Source organism: Candidatus Thiodictyon syntrophicum (assembly GCF_002813775.1).
GTDB classification, from domain to species: Bacteria; Pseudomonadota; Gammaproteobacteria; order Chromatiales; family Chromatiaceae; genus Thiodictyon; species Thiodictyon syntrophicum.
This window is the reverse complement of the sequence record NZ_CP020372.1, coordinates 464,199-484,824: the sequence shown is the minus strand read 5'-3', so window position 1 is coordinate 484,824 and position 20,626 is coordinate 464,199. Positions and strand designations below refer to the sequence as shown.

Genomic DNA, 20,626 nt, shown 5'->3' with positions numbered 1-20,626 from the left:
AGTCATCTCCTCCCACCAACTGATTACATCAACCCCTGTGCCCGTAGCGCCTTGTGGTGGCTCGGCCAGGTGGACCGCACCAGCGTCAGGATTTCGGCGTTCACCAGATCAAACAGCATCATCGCACGCAGGAGTGTCTTGCGGTTCGCCGCGGTCTTCTCCAGTTCGTAGACCGTTCTCATCATGACGCCCGCGTTATCCACCGCCGCGGAGTCGTGCATTCGCGCCTTCATCAGGTAGGTGCCGAAACTCGCCTGCAGATGATCGGCCAACTGGACGTGCACGGGCTTTACCTCATTGACCCGCGTCATCAGGACCTTCACGAACTTCGATCGCACCGTGCCGACGCGGCGCTCGATCACGTCCAGCGTCTCGTTGAGCATCTGGATGAACGAAACGGTACTGTAGAAGTCCAGCAGGCCAAGGGACATCGGGATGATCAACGCGTTGCTCGCGTACAGCGCGTTCAGGCTGATCATGCCCAGCGAAGGGGGAGGGTCGATCACCACCACATCGAAATTCACCGCAATCGTGTCGATGCCGTCCTTGAGCCGATCCAACTTCGCGGTGCCCGCCGCCAGGGTGTACTCCGAGCGATACAGGTGCAAATTGGAAGGCACCAGAAAGACGCCGTCGAAGTAGGTTGGTCTCACCGCGTATGCCAGATCGGCCCGGTCCCCCTCCAGGAACGGCAAGAGCGTCTCATCCGGGCTCAGGTCGGCCTCCGGCACATAGCCGAAGATTGCAGTCGCCGAGGCCTGCGGATCGCAATCCACCAACAAGACCCGTAGACCCTGCCGCGCCAGGTATTGCGTCAGATGCACCGCCGTCGTGGTCTTCCCGGAACCACCCTTGAAGGACTGGCACCCGATAACGACCGGCTCCTCGTCCGCCCCTCGCCTCAGGCGCGTACCCAAAACGTCGCGCGCAGCATTGATCTGCGCGAGGGTATAGCCGATCCGCTTCCCGTTGCGACCAATTTCCGGTGTCGGGAGTTTGCCCTCCGCCTCGGCATCCCGGATCGTCTGGTCGCTCCTGCCGATCAGTTCTGCCGCCTCCCGCATCGCATAGAGGCGCGTGTCACGCTTGACATGGTCCGGGGCAAGGTTGTAATCCTTAAGGCGGTCCCGCACCCCCTGGATCCGGCCCAACAGGTCTTCGATGGAACGCTTGGCGCGCATTGCTTTCGTCTCCTCTGGTGATCGATTTGGCCCAATTACAGCACTATCTTCGCATTTGGCCAATCCTGGCTTGACGAAACCATGCTTCAATGTCTATCTTGGTGACTGAAAATCGATGATTTTTCGTGCCTCCCCATGCAAGACGACCAACAAGACGGCGCCCCCAGGGACCTCAAGCGAACCCTCGAACGCCTGGAACGCCAGGCCCGGGAGCGCTCGGTCAAGCAGCAACGCACCGCGCCGGCCGCCGCGCCCACCAGCCCCGCACCCCGCACCAAGGCCTTGCGACGCACCAATGCCGGTGTACCTGGACCCAAGGTGATTGCCGAGGCCAACGCCCGACTCGAACGCTTTCTGCGTGAGCGCGGCATCGAGCAGTTTGAACTCTTCCCCTCAGCCGAGTACCCGACACCCTTGACGCGTCTGCCGCTCTTCCCCCCGGTTCAACGCAGTACCGCCCGCGAACTTGCCGCCGCGGCAGATTGGATCGCCCTGGAGTCTCGCTGGGACGGCGGCGGCGTTTACAAGGCCGGCCCGGCACTGACGGTGTACGACGAAGACACCCTGTTTGGTTTGATGAACATGCGCCAGCAGGGCATGACCGGACCCGCCGACCGACTACCCATACCGGCACCGCCAACCGTCGCGCTCAGCGGCCTGGCGCCGGGTAATCCGGTGCGCGTTCACGCCCTCTACTGCCTGGTGTCCCAACTGGAATCCGTGATTCAGGGCTACACACCGCCGCGCGGCTGGGGCGGGCGGGCAATCACCAAGCGCCGCGAGAGCATGGAGAACCTCGCCGCGATCACCCTGAAGTTCCAGAAGCCCAAGGGCGGCGACGCCTTCCATGGGAAACCCATTCAACTGATCTTCATCGAGTACGTCGCCACGGCCGAAGACGCCTGTTACTACGTCCAGTTCCACCCCTTGGTCTCCCAGTGGCTGGAGGAATACCGCACCTTCCTGGACTTCGACATCCGCCGCCAACTGTCGCCCCTTGGCAAGGCCATGCACCGCTCGCTCGCAAGCCAACGCAGCAACCGCACCTTCTCGATCCCACTGACGGAGTTTTTCGCCAGCATCGGCGCCTTCGGCGAACTGCGCGACCGCAAGCGCGAGGCCATCCCGCAACTGCAGAAGCTCATCACCCTTCAGTTCCTCGAGTGCTTCGCCATTACCGGCACCGGTCGGCGCACACCCTGGCTGCTCGCGGTGACCTTTTTTCGCCGCAAGTAACTGCCCGCCGATCCGCTGCGCCCCCGTCCTGTTTCCCACGAAACGGCGTAACCAGCCAGGCCGCCGCCCTGCTCCCCCCGCTGGAGCGGACCGCGCCGCCACCAACCGCTACCGCAGCCCCGTCCTTTTTCCCACGCTCCACGGTCCACGGGCGAGCGCGCGCGTGCCTTTACGGCCCAACCCGAGTCCACCGACACCTACCCAGGGCTCATCAATGCCCTCGAGCCCCCTGGGTTCACCCACTGCGACCGCCGTCCTCTTTCCCACGAAAGGCCCCTTGAACCGCGCGGACCGCTAACCGCCAGCCCTCGCAATCGCTCCCCATCCGCCCCCGTGCCCCCCAAGCACGCACCCCCGGTTTCACCGAAAAACCGGTTTCCATCGTCTATCCAATGCCTTACCGTTACACTTTCCCGGGGAGCGCGCTCCCCATCGCCCTCTCCTCCTGGGAGAGGGCGAGGTGACCCTACGGCCATGGCGACCGCCACTTTCAACTCTTGGGGCAGCGCGGGCGCCATAGCCCTAAGCCCACCCATCCCCGCGGGGATCCAGCCCCTTGGCCCCCCGTCCTCTTTCCCCCGGAACGCGCGCCTGGAACCCCGCCGCACGCCCTACACAGACCATCCCCGGGCCACTGCGCCATGCCGGCGAGCCCGACGAGCCCCAATGCACCTACACCGTCGCGCCCCGAACCGCTGCCCCACTGCCAGGTTTACCACCGACACTGACCGCAGCCGTCGACCTGGACCGCTTGGCGTGCCCCTGTACTTGCCGGTCCAGCAGTCTCCACCAGTGCCAAAGTCGTGCTCGCGCCCCGTCCCTTTTCCCACGCAACCCACCCAGTGAACACAACGATATCTGATACTTATGTCACTTCTTACCCAACCCTTCCGAACCGGCAGCGCCACTGCGCCAGCGCCCGGTCCCGCCGACCCAGCCGCTCGATCGACCCAAGCGCCCCGCTCGCGCCCCCGAGCACGCGCTGCCCCACCCATCCTGCCCCGTCCTCTTTCCCACGGAAACCCTCCGTCAGCAACCCCCTAAGGCCCCGCGAAACACCAACATGCACGCAATCTTTTCAATGGCCTGAGGCGCTCCGAAGCCACCCCGCCATCCCTCGATCCGGCCCCGAGCCAGACATCCCATTGCCCCAAGCGCCCCGCGCCGGCCTAGCCAGCCGCCACCTTATCCACAGCCATACCGTCCCTTTTCCCACGCTCTACCGTCCATCTTCCCCGTTTCGACCGGCCCCTTTCCCACGCTTGACCGGCCCCCTTCCCACGGACAGCCGTCCCTTTTCCCCCGAAGAGCCGCTCCAACACCATCTAAGACATTGCAAATAGGCGCTTTTCCTGAACTGTCCTGCCTCTAGTACATTAAGTAGTATTTAGTACAGTTCTAGTACCGCGGCAGTGGCCGCAACAACTCCTTTTCTGCTTTCGACCCATAATCTCCCTGTCGCATACCTTGCGCTGGCACGCTACCCCAATCCTGTGCTCCTGCACCGCTGCCCCGCGTCCGCTGTAGCATCAAGGCGCCACGCCGAATAGACTTACCCCATTTATCGCACAGCCAAGCCCCTTGCGGGCTGGAGTGATCGGGTTTGAGCCGTACCAGGGTACTTCCACCCCCCAGTCTTCAAGACATCATGACCAAGGACGTCGCGACCATTGCCGCGGACGCGCCCCTCTCTGTCGCCCTGGATCAGATGACTACGCGCCGGATCCGCTCAGTCCTCGTCCACGACGGCGGCGCCCTGGTCGGCATCGTCACGGGTCATGACCTGATCACTGCCGCCGCCCGTGGGACCGCCTTCGTGACCCCGGTGGCAGCCCTGATGAGCTATCCGGTGCTGCGCCTTCCGGCACACACCCCGCTTGCGAGCGCCTACGGACGGATGCGCCGCACCGGCCTGCGGCACCTGGTCGTGACGGGACGTGATGGCACCCCGGCCGGGATCGTAAGCGAGACCGACTTCTTTCAGCACCTGTCCGCGGCGCAATTGACCAGCGCCCTAACGGTCGCGGACATCATGGACCTCAGTCCCGCGACCTTGGGTCCTGAGGCGACCCTGGCCCAAGTCCTGATGGCCGTTGCAACCGCGCCGAGCGATTGTGCAGTCGTCACGCGGGGGGCGCAGCCCCTCGTCATCGTCACCGAAGGCAGTCTGCTGGCCCGCTTGCGTGCTGGTGCCGATTTGCTCGCCACCAGGCTGATCGATCAATCGGACAAGGTGGTCACCCTCAACACCGTCGCCGCCAGTGCCTCCCTTGCCGAGGCCCGCGCCCTGTTTCGGTCCCGCAAGGTCCACACCCTGGCAGTAGTGCACCCCGACGGCGCGCTGGCGGGGGTCCTGGCGCTGCGCGGACTCATCGGCGCGGCATTGCCCGATCGCGGGGACGGTCGAGCCGGCGTACCCTCGACCACGGCGCCCTCCCGCGTGCGCCTGCGCCAGTTTCAGCGCGCCGTGCAGCAGAGCCCCGTCTCCGTGATCATCACCGACACCGAGGGCACCATCGAGTATGTCAACCCCCGCTTCTGCGAAGTCACCGGCTATCGCGAGGACGAGGTATTGGGTCGCAACCCGCGGCTCCTGAAGTCCGGCGCGCAAGACGCAACCTTCTATCAGGCATTGTGGCGGGCCATCTCGGCCGGGCGGGTTTGGAAGGGGGAACTGTGCAACCGCCGCCGCGACACCTCCCTGTATTGGGAGGCCGCCACCATCTCCCCGGTGCGCGACGATCGCGGGGACATCGTCAATTTCGTCGCGGTCAAGGAAGACATCACCGCGCGTAAGCGCGCTGAGCGGGCCTTGCGCGAGAGCGAGTCGAAGTACCGCGGGCTGATCGCATCCTTGAGCGGGGAGTACCTGCTGTACCGCCGTGAGCCGGCGGGTCCCATGACCTACCTGAGCCCCTCGGTCGAACACATGACCGGCTACACCCCGGCGGAACTGGAGGGTCCCTGGATCAGTCATCTCACCGATCATCCGCTCAACCAATCCGCGTTGGAAACCAGCCGACGTGCCTTGGAGGGTGCCCGGCAGGAACCCTACGACATCGAGATCCGCGTCAAATCCGGCGACGTCAAACGACTGCGGGTCTCCGAGAGCCCATTGTTCAATCTCCAGGGGCAGGTCGTTGCCGTGCAGGGGATTGCCCAGGACGTGACCGAACTGCACCGCACGCGGGTCCTGCTCGACGGCCGCAGCCGCGTCCTGGAGCGCCTGGCCCGCGGCCGTCCGCAGGCTGAGGTGCTGGAGGCCATCACGGCCTATATCGCGGAGGCCCAACCGGGGGCCATGCCTGCCGTGTATCTTCTGGATCAGGACGGGCCGCGCCTGTGGTTAGGGGCGGCCCCCGCACTCCCGGCGCACTTCAACCGCGCGCTGGACGGGGGCGCGATCGGTCCCGGGGTCGGTACCTGCGCGAGCGTCAGCGACCAGGATCCGCTCGTGGTCTGCGAGGATATCCGCAGCCATCCCGACTGGGCTGCTCTGCGCGAGATCATCCTGACCACTGAGCTTCGTGCCTGCTGGTCTCACCCCATTCGGGGGCGTTCCGGGCGCGTCCTCGGCACCTTCGCCATCTACCACCGCGAGTCGCGTCGACCGGCGCCGCGCGAGCGCGAGATCATCGCCGCCGCGGCGGACCTGGCCGCCGTCGTGCTCGACTACTTTCAGGCGCAGGTCGCCCTGGGTCATGCCGAAGAGCGCGAACGCCTCCTCCTGATCTCCACCACCGAGGGTGTCCTCGGCGTCGACCGCCTGGGGATCACGACCTTCGTCAATCCGGCGGCGGCGCGGATGCTCGGTTACCTGCCCGAGGAACTCACCGGCACCGTCATTCACGATCGCATCCACCGTCCGACCGTCGGTCATGCCGATTCCCGGGCGGCCGAGAATCACCCCCTGGCCCACTGCCCCCTGGTCGCCCCGGCCCTGGATGGGCGCGCCCGCCATGGGATCAGGGAGACCCTGTACCGGCGCGACGGCAGCGCTGTTCCCGTCGAGTTGTGGAGCAATCCAGTCCTGGTCGACGGGCAGTTGGCCGGGGCCGCGGTCACCTTTCGCGACATCAGCGAGCGCCTGGAACAAGAGCAACGCATCCATTTCCTGGCCTTCCACGATGCCCTCACCGGCCTTCCCAACCGCAACCTCCTGCGCGAGTCCCTCGATCGGGAATTGGCGCGACTACGCCGCCACGACACCCCCTTCGCCCTCTATCTGCTGGATCTGGACCACTTCAAGGATGTCAACGACAGCCTGGGACACCCCGCCGGCGATGAACTGTTGCAGGTCGTGGCCGAGCGTCTACGTGCCCAGTTGCGCGCCGAGGACAGCGTCGCGCGCATGGGGGGCGACGAGTTCGCCATCATCCAGAGCTACACCGGCGGCGCGGACGGGGTGGCGCGTCTGGCCAATCGGCTGGTGGACGCCCTGGCCCGGCCGATCCCCATCCGTGGCCGCGAAATCAGGATCGGGGCCAGTCTGGGCGTCGTCATGGTGAACGACCCCCTGGATGCCGACACCCTGATGGCCCAGGCGGACGTTGCCCTCTACGAGGCCAAGGGTCGGGGACGCAACCGCTATGCCCTGTTTGCGCCGGACATGGCCCGCGCCCTGGAGCGCGAACTGGAGATCGTCGGCAGCCTCTCCCAGGCCATCGCCAACGGTGACCTGCACCTGGTCTACCAACCCCAGGTACGCATCGCCAGCGGCGCCTTGTACGCGGTGGAGGCCCTGGTACGCTGGCACCACCGTCGGCTCGGCGCCCTCTTGCCCGGCGACTTCGTCCCTATCCTGGAGCGCCGCGGTACCGTCGCCCGCCTGGATGGCTGGGTCCTGCGCCAGGCCGCCCGTCAGGCCCGTGACTGGACCCGCCGCGGTTGCCCCTTCGGACGCCTCGCGGTGAACCTGTCCACCCTGTATCCGGACGACGGTCAGGGCGCCGCCACCCCCCCGGACCTGATCCGGCGCCACGGTGGTAACCCACAGGACCTCGAACTGGAACTGACCGAGCGCATGCTCACGCGCGAAACCTATGGTATCGCGGAGTCTATCGCCGCCATTCGCGGCGCCGGCATGGGGATCGCCATCGACGACTTCGGGACCGGCTACGCCTCCTTGAGCTACCTGCGCCGCTTCAACCCGCGCACCCTCAAGATCGACCGCGCCCTGGTCGCCGACATGGCTGGCGACCAGGGCGCCGCCGAGATCGTCAAGGCCGCCATCGCGCTCGGGCGGGCGCTCGGCCTGGCCCTGGTCGCCGAGGGGGTGGAAGACAGCGCCCAGGCCGACTACCTGGTGGCCTATGGTTGTGAACTCGCTCAGGGGTATCTGTATGGCGGTGCGCTGGAGATTGAGGCCTTCAACGAGCGCTTTTTCGCGGACTGCACACCGGTGGGGGAGGGCACCGGTAGCGACCAAGCCGCAAGCGACTCGAGGTGACCGACGCCTAGGCCCCGAGTCAGCCGGGCCTTTGCATCCGCCCTATCCACGTCCAAGGGGACATGATGACCTTCCGCTATTTCCCAGGAAACGACATGGACCCGCGGCCCCTCTCTCGCCCACCGAGCGGACCCCACCAGCCGGTCTGCGCGCCCTTCCCGCAGATCGGTCAGACGGTTCGGGTGCGTACACGTACTTACCTGGTCGAGGCAATCGTCGATGAACCGCTCGCGCCGGGACTTGCGCTGGTACGTGGCGCCTGCCTTGACGACGACGCGCAAGGTGAGAAAATCGAGGTCATCTGGGGCCTGGAACTCGACACCGAGATCCTCGACCACGAGGCCTGGAAGAACCTGGGTGAGAAAGGTTTCGACAACCCCCGCTTCTTCGGCGCCTTTCTGCACACCCTGCGCTGGAACTGCGTCACCGCGACCGACCCCAACCTCTTCCAGGCCCCGTTCCGCGCTGGCATCCGCATCGACGCCTATCAACTTGAACCGCTGCGCAAGGCGCTGCGGCTGCCCCGCGTCAACCTGTTCATTGCCGACGATGTGGGGCTCGGCAAGACCATCGAGGCCGGACTCATCGCCAGCGAACTGCTGCTGCGTCGCCGCGCCCGCGAAATCGTCGTCGCCTGCCCGCCCTCCATGCTCTATCAGTGGAAGGACGAACTGGAGACCCGCTTCGGTTTTACCTTCGAGATCCTGGACCGCGCCTACATCGAGCGCGTCCGCCAGGAGCGCGGCTACGGCGTCAACCCCTGAACGACCTTCCCGCGCTTCCTGGTCTCCCACCGGTTACTGATCGACGAGACCTACGTCGGCCCCCTGCGTGACTGGCTGGACAACCTGCGCTCGGGCGCGCTGTTCATCTTCGACGAGGCGCACCACGCCGCGCCCGCCAGTGGCTCCCGTTACGCCATCGACTCCCGCTTCACCCGCGCCATCCGCGACCTGGCCCCACGCTTCGAGCACCGCCTGTTCCTCTCGGCCACGCCCCATAACGGCCATTCCAACAGCTTCAGTGCGCTCCTCGAAATCCTCGATCCCCACCGCTTCACCCGCGGTGTAAAGGTCCTCAAATCCCGACTCGACGACGTCATGGTGCGACGCCTGAAGGAAGACATCCGCGCCATCGGCGGCGGCTTCCCCAAGCGCAACGTCGTCCAGGTCGACATCCAGGGACTGCCCGAGGATGCCCCGGAGCTGCGGCTTTCCCGCTTGCTGGAGGCCTACCGGAGCGCCCGCGACACCCGTTACGCGGACGCCACCCGCCGCCAACAGGCCGAGGCGGCGCTGCTGGTCTCCGGGCTCCAGCAGCGCCTGCTCTCCTCCGTCGAGGCCTTCGCCCGCACGCTCAAGGTCCACCGGCGGACCATGGAGCGCATCTGGGCCGGCGAACAAGCCCCCAGGGCGCCCAGCCCAGCCGCCAGCGCGGCGCTCAGCCTGCTGACTGAGACCCCCGACGCCGACGATGAGCGCACACAACAGGACGAAGAAGACCAGGCACAGGAGACCGCCGCCGCCGTCGAGGCCGCGACCCTCGCCACCGCTGGCCGCAGTGCGGACACTGACATTGCCCACGAGCGCGCGCTCCTGGACGAGATGACCAGTGTCGCCGAGACCGCCCGTGGCCAACCGGACGCGCGGATTCGCTATCTGATCGATTGGATAAGCAAGCACCTGTGCCCCGGCGCCCGGCTGCCCGGCGACCTGTCACTCGATCCAGATGCCGCCTGGACCGACCTGCGGCTGCTGATCTTCACCGAATACGACGACACCAAGCGCTACCTCGTCAACATGCTGATGGCCGCCATCGACGGTACCGAGCTTGCGGAGCACCGGATCGAGGTCTTCCACGGCCCGACCCCACCGGAGAAGCGCGAGGCCATCAAGCGCGCCTTCAACCAGGCGCCCGCCGAACACCCGCTGCGCATCCTCGTGGCCACCGACGCCGCCCGCGAGGGTCTCAACCTCCAGGCCCATTGCTGGAATCTGTTCCACTTCGACGTGCCCTGGAACCCGGCCCGGCTGGAGCAGCGCAACGGCCGCATCGACCGCAAGCTCCAGCCCAGCCCCGAGGTCTACTGTCACTATTTCGTCTACGCCCAACGCCCGGAAGATCGGGTGCTCGCTGCCCTGGTGCGCAAGACCGACAGCATCCGCCAGGAGTTGGGCAGCCTCTCGCCCGTCATTTCCACCCGGCTTGCGACCATGCTCAAGTCCGGCATCCGGGGCCTGGCTGCCGAGCAGATCGCCCGCGAGATCGACGACGCCGGTCCCGATGCCGACAAGCAGGCCGTGGTCGAAGAAGAGCTGGAGGCCGCCCGCGAACGCCAAGACGCGCTGCGTAAACAGCTTGATACCCTGCGCGTCCGCATCAATGACGCCCGCAAATGGATCGGCCTGGATCTTGAGTCGTTCCGCGATGCGCTCTCCTGTTCCCTGGAGATGCTCGGAACGGAGCCGTTGCGATCCGCCACAACGCCAGTCGGCGAACCACACCGCTGGACCTTCCCCAACCTCGACACCCGGCGCGGCGCCGATCCGACCTGGTCCGGAACCCTGGACACCCTGCGCGCCCTGCCCGACGACGGGCGCCGCAACTTCGAGTGGCGCAAGACCTCCCCAGTGCGCCCCGTCTGCTTCACCGCGCCGGAAGGCATCGACGATGACGTGGTCCAACTCCACCTGGAGCACCGCGTCGTCCAACGCTTGCTGGGGCGCTTCCTGTCCCAGGGATTCGTCCATCACGACCTCTCGCGCGCCTGTCTCGCCCAGACCGAAGACGCCGTGCCCCGCATCGTCCTGCTCGGGCGGCTCTCGCTCTACGGCCGCGGCGCGGTGCGCCTGCATGAAGAACTGCTCCCCATCGCCGCCCGCTGGATCGAGCCTGAACGCCGCGCCAAGGGACTCACGCCCTACGCCCGCAACACTGAAGCACGTACGCTGGAACTGCTCGAAAAATCACTTCTTCCCAGCACGGACGTCTCCGGTACCGTACCGCCGGTGGTGCGCGGCCAATTGCTCGGTTCCATCGCGCAAGATATCAGCGAGCTGTTGCCCTACCTGCAGACCCGTGGCCAGCTCGCCCGGGACGAGGCCGAAAAGCGCCTGCTCAACCGCGGCCGGATCGAAGCCGACGGACTCACCGGCATCCTGGAGGACCAACGCCGCCGGGTCGCCGAGGCGCTGGGCGAACCGATTCAGCTCACCCTTGATCTCGGCCTGGCCCCCAAAGAGGAGATACGTCAGGCCGAGTCCAACCGCCGCTACTGGGAGCGCTGGCTCAACACCGTGGACCAGGAACTCAGACAGGAACCCGTCCGCATCGCCGAGTTTTACACCCCCACGTCCCATCGGATCGAGCCGGTGGGGATCGCCTACCTCTGGCCGGTGACGGGGTAAGCCACAATGTCTACCGATCCCGCCATTCGCGATCACCAAGCCTGGCTTGGCTACCTCCAGCCCGACGGCCTGGTGGTCTCACCCGCCGCGCTGGTGGATTTGCAGGTGATCCTGCCGCGCGACAGCCGCGAGGAGCAGCAACGCTTCCTGGAGTGCGTTACCGCGGGCACCATCGGCACCGCCGACCCCGTTCCCGTGATCGCCGATCTGCCCGGGTTCCTGCACAGTTTCCTAGAGTGGCCCGATACCCTGGCAGGGCTCCGTCGAGTTCACCCGTAGCCCCTTGAGCTTGTGACCGATGTTCGCAGAACTGGATTTTCGGCCCGAAATGTCTTACAACAGTCGGCATGGCCGAAATTCCTTGCCAGTCCTGCCGCCCCGCGTCGGAGTTACTCCGGCGTCTGGAGGTCCGCCTGATCCTGCCCGGGGAGCGGGACGCGTGGGATGCGCTGGTCGAGGCGCATCATTACCTGGGCCTACGCTCGTTATTCGGCAAGACCTTACGCTACGTTGCCACGCTTGATGGGTGCTGGCTGGCGCTGCTCGGCTGGCAGGCGGCGGCGCTCAAGTGCGCGGCCCGCGATGCCTGGATCGGTTGGCCGCGGGTGCTGCACTATCAACGCCTGCATCTGCTGGCCAACAACGCCCGGTTCTTGATCCTCCCCGCCACCGGGCGCGTCCCTAATCTGGCCTCGCGCATCCTGGCGCTGAACCTGCGGCGCCTGTCCGACGATTGGCTGCGCGTCCATGGTCACCGCCTGTTGCTGGCCGAGACCTTCGTCGATCCAACGCGTTTTACCGGTGCCTGTTACCGCGCCGCCAACTGGCAGGTGGTCGGCACCACGCGCGGCTTTGCGCGCTGCAACGGCCGCTATACCCCCCATGGCGAACCCAAGCAGGCACTCGTCTATCCGTTGCACCCACGCGCCCGGGCGCTGTTGTGCGCCCCCGTGCTACCCGCCCCTTGGAGCACGCCAATGCAATCCGTCACCCTGACCACGGCCCAGATGCAGGACCTGCAGCAGCGTCTGCGCGCGCTGCCCGATCGGCGCCGTCCGCGCGGTAAACGCCATCCCCAGGCCACGGTGTTGAGCATCGGCCTCGCCGCCGTACTCGCCGGCAACCGCGGCTATACCGCGCTCGCCGAGTGGGCAGCGCGCCTGACCCAGGCCCAACTCAAGCGTCTACACGCCCGCTACAATCCCCGCACCGAGCGCTTCGAGCCACCCTCCGAGCCGACCTTGCGCCGCGTCCTGCAAGCCAGCGACGTTGCCGCCATTGATGCCACCTTGAGTGACTGGCTGCTCGGCCTCGTCGCTGCCGACGATGCCGTGGCCGTCGATGGTAAGGCCCTGCGCGGGGCGGTGCGCCCCGACGGCACCCAGGTGCATCTGCTCAGCGCGTTCCTCCAAGATCAGGGCGTGACCGTGGCGCAGCGCGAGATCCCGGCCAAGACCAACGAGATCCCGGAGCTCAAACCGCTGCTCGCACCCTTGGACCTCACGGGACGGGTGGTCACCGCCGATGCGCTGCATACCCAACGCGAGACCGCGCGCTTCCTGGTCGAGGAGAAACAGGCCCACTATTTTTTCACGGTCAAAGAAAATCAGCCCACCCTCTATGCCGACCTCAGCGCCCTGACCGAGGCGCATTTCCCCCCTCTGCACCACGACCCTCGATAAGGGCCATGGGCGCCTGGAGCAGCGCCGCTTGATGGCCTCCACGGCCCTCAACGACTACGTCAACTTCCCCCACGTCGCCCAGGTCTGTCGCATCGAACGCGCCGTCACCGAACTCACGTCGGGCAAGCAACGCGACGAGACGGTGTTCGCCGTGACCAGCCTGCCACCGCAGTTGGCCGACCCGCCGCGACTCCTGCAACTCAACCGCGGCCACTGGGGCATCGAGAACCGCTCCCATTATGTCCGCGACGTCACCTTCGACGAGGATCGCTCGCGCGTGCGCGTCGGCCACGGACCGGCCATCATGGCCAGCCTGCGCAACTTCGCCATCGCCTTGGCTCGTCTGCACGGCTTTACCAATATCGCCAGCGCCCTGCGCGCCTTCGCTCACCAACCGCGCCGGGCCCTGGCCGCCATCGGCGTCTGACACCCGACGCCGCTGACGCTGACGCACGGCCGCTCCGGCGGAGGCTGGCGCTCGCCTGCGCCCGCGCACTTCCCCTTCGCGCGCCTCGCCCAACCCCGCGATCGTCTTCGCCAGATCTACCGCCCGACCGTCACCCGCGCGCTTCGCATCGCCCGAGGCCCCCGCCGCTACGTCAAGCCCCCGGACTTTGACGGGACCCTGGATACCCTGGTGTATGGCCTTGACCCCGCCCGTCCGTTACCGGAGAGCCTCTCGGTTCCGCTACGCGAATTCGGCGAAGTCCTGGAACCCACTGCCGCCCTGGCCGATGCCAAACCGACGGACCCCGCGCGGCCCTGGCTCCTCCTGATCCAGTCGCTGCCCCTCGGGACCGATCTCGACGCCACCGTCACCCACGCCTCCCGCGGCTGGTCGGCCTCACCGGCGCGGCGCTTCGAGCGTCTGTTACGCGAGACCCAGGTGCCCATCGGCCTGCTTGCCAACGGTACCCAACTGCGGCTCATGTATGCCCCGCGCGGTGAGAACGCCGGCAGCCTGACCTTCCCGGTCGCCGCCATGACTGAGATCGCCGGGCGCCCAATCGTGGGCGCCTGCCACATGCTGCTCAAGCGTTCCCGGCTGCTGGCCGGACCGGCGTTTGAACGTCTGCCGGCGGTGCTCGCCAAAAGCCGCGACTACCAGAGCCTGGTGTCGACCCGGCTCTCCGGTCAGGTGCTGGAGGCACTCTACGACCTGTTGCGCGGCTTCCAGGCCGCCGACGAGCGCGCCTACGGCGAACTACTCAAGGACGTGCTCGCCCGCGACCCCAACAGCGTCTACGCCGGCTTGCTCAACGTCCTGCTGCGTCTGGTGTTCCTGCTCTACGCCGAGGACCGCGGCCTGATGCCCGGCTCACCGCTCTATGTGCAGCACTATTCGGTGCATGGCCTGTTCGAGAAGCTTCGCACCGACGCCCAGAACTACCCTGACACCATGGATCATCGCTATGGCGCCTGGTCCCGGTTGCTCGCCCTGTTCCGCGCCGTCCACGGCGGCTGCCACCACCCCCAACTCCAGATCCCGGCGCGCCAGGGCTACCTCTTCGACCCAAAACGCTTCCCCTTCCTCGAAGGAGGGGCAGGCGCCATCCCACTCGTCGCCGATGGCGTAATCTGGCGCGTGCTCGACCGGCTCTTGATGCTCGGCGGTGAACGCCTCTCCTACCGCACCCTGGCTGTGGAGCAGATCGGCAGCGTCTACGAAACCATCATGGGCTTCCGACTGGAGGTCGCCGGCGGTCCTACCATCGCGCTCAAGCCGCCAAAAAAGCACGGTGCCCCGCCGGCGGTGAACCTGACCGACCTGCTCGCGCAGAAGCCGGCCAACCGCGCCAAATGGCTCAATGAGGCGGCCGATCAGAAGCTCGACGCCAAGGCCGCCAAGGCGCTGAAAGAGGCCGCTAACCTTGATGACCTGCTCGCCGCTTTGGAGCGGCGCATCCACCGGGGTGCCACGCCGAGCCTGGTCGCCAAGGGCGCGATGGTCTTGCAACCCTCCGACGAGCGCCGCAAGAGCGGGTCCCATTACACCCCGCAAACGCTCACCGAGCCCATCGTTCTGCGCACCCTGGCGCCGGTGCTCGCCCAGCTCGGCGCTGGTTCAGACCTTGGCCCCACCCCGGACCAGATCCTGAACCTCAAGGTCTGCGACCTGGCAGTCGGCTCCGGCGCCTTCCTGGTGGCCGCCTGCCGCGCCCTGGGTGATGCCCTGGTCACGGCCTGGCACACCCACGACCAGTTGCCCCCGATCCCCCTGGACGAGGACGAGGTCCTGCTCGCCCGCCGACTGGTCGCCCAGCGCTGCCTTTACGGCGTGGACAAGAACCCGATGGCCGCGGACCTGGCCAAGCTCTCGCTGTGGCTCGCGACCCTGGCCCGGGACCACCCATTTACCTTCCTCGATCACAGCATCCGTGCCGGTGACTCGCTGGTGGGTCTCAGCCGCCGTCAGATCGAGGACTTCCACTGGAAGCCCGAGCCGCATCCGACCTTCGGGCAGGAGATCATCGGCCGGCGCCTGAAGGCCGAGACCGCGGTCCGGCGCGAGATCCTGGAGGCCGGCGATGACCTGGACCCCCGGCTCAAGGCGCAGAAGCTCGCGACCGCCGATGAGGCGTTGGAACTGGTGCGGCTGGTCGGGGATCTCGTCATCGCCGCCTTCTTCGGGGCGGACAAGGACAAGGCGCGCGACCTCAAGCGCGACGCCCTGCGGGCCGAACTGACCCACAAGCTCCAAGCCGGGAACCTGATGAACCTGCCGGATGCGCCGGCGCTGGACCTGCGCGGCGGGGCCAAGCCGCTGGTGCCGTTTCACTGGGAGATCGAGTTTCCGGAGGTCTTTCAGCGTGATGGCAAAGGGTTCGACGCCATCCTCGGAAACCCGCCATTCGCCGGCAAGAACACCCTGATCCAAGGCACCCGCGACGGCTACCTCGACTGGCTCAAGGTCCTGCACCCGGAGTCTCACGGCAATGCCGACCTTGTCGCCCACTTCTTCCGCCGGGCCTTCGACCTCCTACGCCCGGATGGCTGTTTCGGACTCATTGCCACCAACACCATAGGGCAGGGCGACACCAGGTCCACCGGGCTGCGCTGGATTCGCACGCACGGCGGTAGCATTTACTGGGCGCGCAAGCGCTACAAGTGGCCGGGCGAGGCGGCCGTGATCGTCAGTGTCATCAATGGTATTCGCGGGGCCTGGAGCGAGGATGTTGAACTGGACGGCAAGCAGGTCCCGACGATCACGGCCTACCTATTCCACGCGGGAAGCGATGAAGACCCAAAGCGGCTTGAGGCAAATGCCAATAAGAGCTTCCAGGGTAGCATCGTGCTTGGCATGGGTTTTACTTTTGATGACACCGACACCAAGAGTGTCGCGTCACCCATTGCCGAGATGTATCGTTTGATCCAACACGACCCTCGGAATTCCGAGCGGATATTTCCATATATTGGCGGTGATGAGGTCAATGAATCGCCCACTCATGCCCATCATCGCTACGTGGTCAACTTTGAAGATTTTCCTCTGCGGCGAGATGACTTGGGAGAAACCTGGACAGGGGCAGATGAGTCACGGCGTAAGAAATGGCTATGCATGGGCATCGTGCCAGCGGATTATCCTGGACCGGTGGCAATGGATTGGCCAGACTTACTTGATATCGTGGAGCGGAAGGTGAAACCAGAGCGTGATGCACAAAATCGCAAAGCACTACGTGAGCGATGGTGGCAATACGCCGAGAAGCGTCCTGGACTTGTTACAGCTCTTCGCGCACTGGAGCGGGTGCTGATCATTGCACGGACAAGTAAACACTTTGCCCTATCATGGTCATCCCCGGTGTTTGTATACAGTGAGAACCTGGTTGTGATTACGCTTGAAACTCCAGCTGGTTTTGCCGTAATGCAATCAAGTGTTCAAGAAGTATGGATGAAGTTTACATCGTCTACGCTGGAAGATCGCCAGGGTTATCGCCCATCCGACTGCTTTGAAACCTTCCCCTTCCCGGACTGTTAAGACGTCGACCCTGCCCTGGAGTCTGTCGGCCGCGCCTATGACACTTTCCTTGCCGACCTGATGGTCCGCAACAACGAGGGCCTGACCAAGACCTACAACCGCTTCCACGACCCCGACGAGTCCTCGCCCGACATCCAGCGGCTGCGCGAGTTGCACGCCGCCATGGACCGCGCCGTACTCGACGCCTACGGCTGGACCGACATCCCCACCGACTGCGACTTCTTCTTGGAGTGGGAAGACGAGGACGACGCGGAGACCGCTGGCCCGGCGTCCGGTGGGCGAGGCGGGAATGGCCGCAAGAAGCCTTGGCGCCTGCGCTGGCCCGACGCGATCCGCGACGAGGTCCTCGCCCGCCTGCTGGCCCTCAACGCCGAGCGGGCCGCCGAAGAAGAACAGGCCGGACTCGTCGCGGCGTCGGCTGGGAAAGGCGCGGCTGGTAAGGCCGGTCCGCGCCGCAAGGCGCGCGGAGCAGGGACTTTAGATTTGTTCGACTGACTCGGACTGGGGGATACTGGATGATAGCTCCCAACCCCAAACAATATATCGTGCCCCATGTGGCAACATGAAACTATATCTGGGGATTCCCTGGGACGAGGCAGACGATACCCTGTAAACCATGCCGACCTGCGCATCTCCTCGGAATGCTCGGTTTCTGCAGCGATATCTCAACTCGCGCGTGCCTTGAGAACGACCAACACTGGCAGAACTTACCAAAATGGTAGATACTCTTAGAAAGCGCCCGTGGACACCGCCCCCAGACCCAGGGCAATCGCATCAGATAATTAGCAATTACTGTTAGACGAAACACGAGGATCACGTGACAATCCACTGACTTTTCTGTCTTGTGGAGTGGCGACGATGTGCGAAACAACCCTGGATCGGTCGCTGGCCGGGCATTTTTCCGCGCTGGAAGACCCGCGCTGCCCGATCAAGCGCCACCACAACCTGATCGACATGATCGTCATCGCCATTGCGGCAACGCTCTGCGGCGCGGACGGCTGGGTGGCCATCGCGCAGTTCGGACGCACGAAACGGCCGTGGTTTGCGCAGTTTCTGGAGTTGCCCAAGGGCATCCCGGCCCACGACACGTTCGGGCGGGTGTTCGGGTTGCTGGCGCCGGAAGCATTCGAGACGTGCTTTCGCGCTTGGGTGGCGTCGATTCGTGAAGTGATCCCCGGCGAGATCATCGCCATCGACGGCAAGACGCTGCGCCGCTCCCACGATCGGGCCAAGGGTCTGGCCGCGCTGCACGTGGTCAGCGCGTGGGCGACGGCCAACCGCGTCGTCCTTGGGCAAGTCGCCACCGACGCGAAGTCCAACGAGATCACGGCGATCCCGCAGTTGCTGGCGTTGCTGCGTCTCCAAGGCTGCATCGTCACCATTGATGCAATGGGCTGTCAGACCAAGATCGCCGAGCAGATCATCGAGCAGGGGGCCGACTACGTGCTGGCGCTCAAGGGCAACCAGGGCACGCTGGCCACCGAAGTCGAGGAGGCGTTTATCGATGCCGACGCGCGGGATTACGCGGGGGTCGACACGCAGATGCACGAAACCCACGAGCATGGCCATGGACGGGTGGAGACCCGCCGCTACCGGACCTTGGGTGATCTCTCCGGCGTACCGCGCAGCGCCCTGTGGAAGGGCATGAACATGATCGGCATGGTCGAGTCGCAGCGCGAAGTCGCTGGCAAGATCACCCGCGAAACTCGCTTCTACATCGGCAGTATCGCCACCGACGTGGCCCGCTTCGCCCGTGCCGTGCGTGATCACTGGGGCGTGGAGAACGATCTGCATTGGAGTCTCGATGTGGCCTTCCGCGAGGATGACTGCCGCGTGCGCGAACCGGGCGCCCGCGAGAACCTGGCCGTACTGCGCCACATCGCGCTGACGCGGCTGAAGAACGACAACACCAAGCTCGGCATCAAGAACAAACGCTTGAAGGCCGGTTGGGATGAACGCTACTTGACGAAGCTGCTTTTTGAAGCACCGGATGCCAAGCCAAAAACACGTGTATCAGATTCTCCGAATATTAGTGTAGCGTGATGCGATTGCCCTGCCCCCAGACCCTCTACCCGAGGGTGAGCGTGCACGCAGGATTCCGGGGGGGCCGATTTATGATCTGACAACGGTGCAGCATCTGGCGCAACGCGGCCCTATTTTTCTGGCCAGTGACCGTTGCGAGAAGAAGGTCGAGGCATTGGAGTGGGATACTGACGATATCGTAAATCTCATCGCCGCCTTGTGTCCGAAAGATTACCGGAACTCCGAGTGGTGCGAGGGGCGTAGCCGCAAAGTGATCGATGCGGATGTCTATGCGTTACATTACGATCATATCGAGGCGTGTCGCAGCGTCCCTTGGCGGCACCCGCAATATTACCTCAAATTCGGCTTTCGCCATGACGATCCTCGTATGACCGTTTGGGTGATGAGCTGCCATCTATCATCATGAGACTGCCATGAACCAGCATCCGAGCCTGTGTCCGATGTGCGACGAAGGTCAGCTTATCGAACACACCCATGACCGCCAGGACGAGATCGACGGTTACGGCTTTACCATCCGCGGACTTGTGCATTCGCTCTGCGATCACTGCGGCGAGTACATCGTAGCGCCCGAGCAGTCGCGCCAGAACAAGCGGACGATCATCGAAGCCCGTTACCAGGCCACCGTTGAGCGTGACCAAGCGGAGCGCCTGAGCCCGCCTGACATTCTGCGTATTCGCAAGGAATTGGGTATCACTCAGGCACAGGCAGCGCGCGTCTTTGGCGGTGGGCCTAGTGCTTTTTCTAAATACGAGCACGGTGACGTGGCGCCGTCCGAGGGTATGGAGAGGCTTCTGCACCTGGCCGACAGGGTGCCGGAGGCGGCCAATTGGCTGCTGCGTCGCGCGGGGTTACCCGCCAAGTACCAGATGGAGCCGCCATTGACTCATGCCAAAGTCCCTGCCGCTTCGGAACTCGCGGCAGAACGATATCAGGTATCGCCTGGCCTATCTTACCGCGTCGCACTGCCCGACTGGATGAGAACCAGGGAATCGAAGCTGCATGCCGATACTTTTAGCTACACCATCGGGAAGGCCGCCAACGATTCCGGGGCGCCCGATCTCGATCTAGCCTTGAGCTGATCCAGCGAGTACAGCCATGCGTCCCAGCATCATTCAGCTCAGGCAACTGGTCTTCAAGAGCATCCACGTCGAAGCCGTTGAACCAGCGGCCGACGCGCCTCCCGGCGACGCGACGAACTTCGACTTCGACGGTACCACCTTTCGTGTCGAGTTGGGGAGCGAGGCACTGCCGAACGCCGAAGATGACAGCGACCCAGGCGTCTTCGTCGTGATGCTTCGTATCGCGATCGACAACCAGGAGGGCAAGCCCGCGCCTTACCTCTTCGACATCACCGCGCTGGGCCTGATCGAAATCGATCGCAAGATCGATAAGGAAAAGCGCAGCGACCTCGCCGCCGTGAATGGCGCCAGCCTCATTTATGGGGCTATTCGCGAACTTGTCACTACGCTGACGGCCCGCAGTACCGCCGGATCATTTGTCTTGCCTACGATGGATTTCCGGGAGCATTTGTCTGCCAAGGGCAACGCGAGCCAAGACAACTAAAAGGGATGAAGGATGAGGGATGAAGGAAAGATGAAGGATCTTCTTTCATCCCTCATCCTTCATCCCTCATCCTTTATTCAGAGGGGTGGTCC

Annotated in this window: 13 protein-coding genes and 1 pseudogene; 13 read left to right on the top strand and 1 reads right to left on the bottom strand. The window is 65.0% G+C overall.

What is annotated here, in order from left to right; translation table 11 throughout:
• Positions 1-23 precede the first annotated feature (23 nt).
• Positions 24-1,181 (bottom strand): AAA family ATPase, encoded by a 1,158-nt coding sequence (locus THSYN_RS33280; protein WP_100923308.1) that lies wholly within the window; start codon positions 1,179-1,181, stop codon positions 24-26.
• Positions 1,182-1,316: 135 nt separating this feature from the next.
• On the opposite strand from THSYN_RS33280, the gene THSYN_RS33275 reads away from it, so the two are divergent.
• The 13 genes and pseudogenes from THSYN_RS33275 to THSYN_RS33230 all read left to right on the top strand — a co-directional run bounded on the left by THSYN_RS33275 (position 1,317) and on the right by THSYN_RS33230 (position 20,534).
• Complete coding sequence (locus THSYN_RS33275; protein ID WP_100923307.1) at positions 1,317-2,417, top strand: hypothetical protein; 1,101 nt, start codon at positions 1,317-1,319, stop codon at positions 2,415-2,417.
• 1,648 nt (positions 2,418-4,065) lie between these two features.
• Entirely contained in the window at positions 4,066-7,866 is a 3,801-nt protein-coding gene (locus THSYN_RS33270) for an EAL domain-containing protein (RefSeq protein ID WP_100923306.1), read from the top strand.
• A gap of 182 nt (positions 7,867-8,048) precedes the next feature.
• Positions 8,049-8,630, top strand: a complete 582-nt coding sequence (locus tag THSYN_RS37100) for an SNF2-related protein (RefSeq protein ID WP_335582537.1) — start codon at positions 8,049-8,051, stop codon at positions 8,628-8,630.
• Between the two features lie 12 nt (positions 8,631-8,642).
• Positions 8,643-11,273, top strand: a pseudogene (drmD, locus tag THSYN_RS33265) (DISARM system SNF2-like helicase DrmD); the annotation flags it as partial.
• 6 nt (positions 11,274-11,279) lie between these two features.
• A complete protein-coding gene (locus tag THSYN_RS33260) occupies positions 11,280-11,552 on the top strand; it encodes a hypothetical protein (RefSeq protein WP_100923305.1) in 273 nt (90 codons plus the stop codon).
• Between the two features lie 68 nt (positions 11,553-11,620).
• Positions 11,621-12,955 (top strand): ISAs1 family transposase, encoded by a 1,335-nt coding sequence (locus THSYN_RS33255; RefSeq protein ID WP_216644545.1) that lies wholly within the window; start codon positions 11,621-11,623, stop codon positions 12,953-12,955.
• A 31-nt stretch (positions 12,956-12,986) separates the two neighbouring features.
• Positions 12,987-13,382 (top strand): hypothetical protein, encoded by a 396-nt coding sequence (locus THSYN_RS36595; RefSeq protein ID WP_100917962.1) that lies wholly within the window; start codon positions 12,987-12,989, stop codon positions 13,380-13,382.
• 210 nt (positions 13,383-13,592) lie between these two features.
• The gene (locus THSYN_RS36530; protein WP_236849080.1) at positions 13,593-16,928 is read left to right on the top strand and encodes an Eco57I restriction-modification methylase domain-containing protein; all 3,336 of its coding nucleotides are present in this window, start codon (positions 13,593-13,595) and stop codon (positions 16,926-16,928) included.
• 60 nt (positions 16,929-16,988) lie between these two features.
• Entirely contained in the window at positions 16,989-17,423 is a 435-nt protein-coding gene (locus THSYN_RS36525; RefSeq protein ID WP_236849079.1) for a hypothetical protein, read from the top strand.
• Positions 17,424-17,786: 363 nt separating this feature from the next.
• A complete protein-coding gene (locus tag THSYN_RS33240) occupies positions 17,787-18,971 on the top strand; it encodes an ISAs1 family transposase (RefSeq protein ID WP_100917659.1) in 1,185 nt (394 codons plus the stop codon).
• 85 nt (positions 18,972-19,056) lie between these two features.
• The gene (locus tag THSYN_RS34675; RefSeq protein ID WP_157818112.1) at positions 19,057-19,377 is read left to right on the top strand and encodes a hypothetical protein; all 321 of its coding nucleotides are present in this window, start codon (positions 19,057-19,059) and stop codon (positions 19,375-19,377) included.
• A 7-nt stretch (positions 19,378-19,384) separates the two neighbouring features.
• Entirely contained in the window at positions 19,385-20,050 is a 666-nt protein-coding gene (locus tag THSYN_RS33235) for a type II toxin-antitoxin system MqsA family antitoxin (protein WP_100923304.1), read from the top strand.
• A 16-nt stretch (positions 20,051-20,066) separates the two neighbouring features.
• A complete protein-coding gene (locus THSYN_RS33230; protein ID WP_100923303.1) occupies positions 20,067-20,534 on the top strand; it encodes a protein-export chaperone SecB in 468 nt (155 codons plus the stop codon).
• Positions 20,535-20,626: the final 92 nt, after the last annotated feature.

What these genes read in the sequence shown, in the direction of transcription:
- THSYN_RS33275 (WP_100923307.1), top strand. Translation starts at nt 1,317, where the DNA reads ATGCAAGACGACCAACAAGACGGCGCCCCCAGGGACCTCAAGCGAACC.
- THSYN_RS33270 (WP_100923306.1), top strand. Translation starts at nt 4,066, where the DNA reads ATGACCAAGGACGTCGCGACCATTGCCGCGGACGCGCCCCTCTCTGTC.
- THSYN_RS33280 (WP_100923308.1), bottom strand. Translation starts at nt 1,181, where the DNA reads ATGCGCGCCAAGCGTTCCATCGAAGACCTGTTGGGCCGGATCCAGGGG.
- THSYN_RS33260 (WP_100923305.1), top strand. Translation starts at nt 11,280, where the DNA reads ATGTCTACCGATCCCGCCATTCGCGATCACCAAGCCTGGCTTGGCTAC.
- THSYN_RS33255 (WP_216644545.1), top strand. Translation starts at nt 11,621, where the DNA reads ATGGCCGAAATTCCTTGCCAGTCCTGCCGCCCCGCGTCGGAGTTACTC.
- THSYN_RS36595 (WP_100917962.1), top strand. Translation starts at nt 12,987, where the DNA reads ATGGCCTCCACGGCCCTCAACGACTACGTCAACTTCCCCCACGTCGCC.
- THSYN_RS33230 (WP_100923303.1), top strand. Translation starts at nt 20,067, where the DNA reads ATGCGTCCCAGCATCATTCAGCTCAGGCAACTGGTCTTCAAGAGCATC.
- THSYN_RS33235 (WP_100923304.1), top strand. Translation starts at nt 19,385, where the DNA reads ATGAACCAGCATCCGAGCCTGTGTCCGATGTGCGACGAAGGTCAGCTT.
- THSYN_RS36525 (WP_236849079.1), top strand. Translation starts at nt 16,989, where the DNA reads ATGGTCCGCAACAACGAGGGCCTGACCAAGACCTACAACCGCTTCCAC.
- THSYN_RS33240 (WP_100917659.1), top strand. Translation starts at nt 17,787, where the DNA reads ATGTGCGAAACAACCCTGGATCGGTCGCTGGCCGGGCATTTTTCCGCG.